Raw genomic sequence first — 266 nt, forward strand, 5'->3', positions numbered from 1 at the left:
ACATGTCTTGCGGAAGTAGTTCAGTGGTAGAATACAACCTTGCCAAGGTTGGGGTCGCGGGTTCGAATCCCGTCTTCCGCTCCAATTTTCAATATGACATGCCGGGGTGGCGGAACAGGCAGACGCACAGGACTTAAAATCCTGCGGTGGGTGACCACCGTGCGGGTTCGACCCCCGCCCTCGGCACCATATGCGCCCGTAGCTCAATTGGATAGAGCGTTTGACTACGGATCAAGAGGTTAGGGGTTCGACTCCTCTCGGGCGCG

The 266-nt window shown here is 57.1% G+C and carries 3 tRNA genes; all 3 read left to right on the forward strand.

The features are described 5' to 3' along the window. Nucleotides 1-9: 9 nt before the first annotated feature. The 3 genes from Q9B79_RS26900 to Q9B79_RS26910 all read left to right on the forward strand — a co-directional run bounded on the left by Q9B79_RS26900 (nt 10) and on the right by Q9B79_RS26910 (nt 266). Nucleotides 10-84 (forward strand) — tRNA-Gly (locus tag Q9B79_RS26900). 16 nt (nt 85-100) lie between these two features. Next, nucleotides 101-189: transfer RNA gene (locus tag Q9B79_RS26905), tRNA-Leu, on the forward strand. A gap of 3 nt (nt 190-192) precedes the next feature. Further along, a tRNA-Arg gene (locus tag Q9B79_RS26910) sits at nt 193-266 on the forward strand.

The sequence above is a fragment of the Bacillus sp. MHSD_36 genome (assembly GCF_030757775.1).
Lineage (GTDB): Bacteria > Bacillota > Bacilli > Bacillales > Bacillaceae_G > Bacillus_A.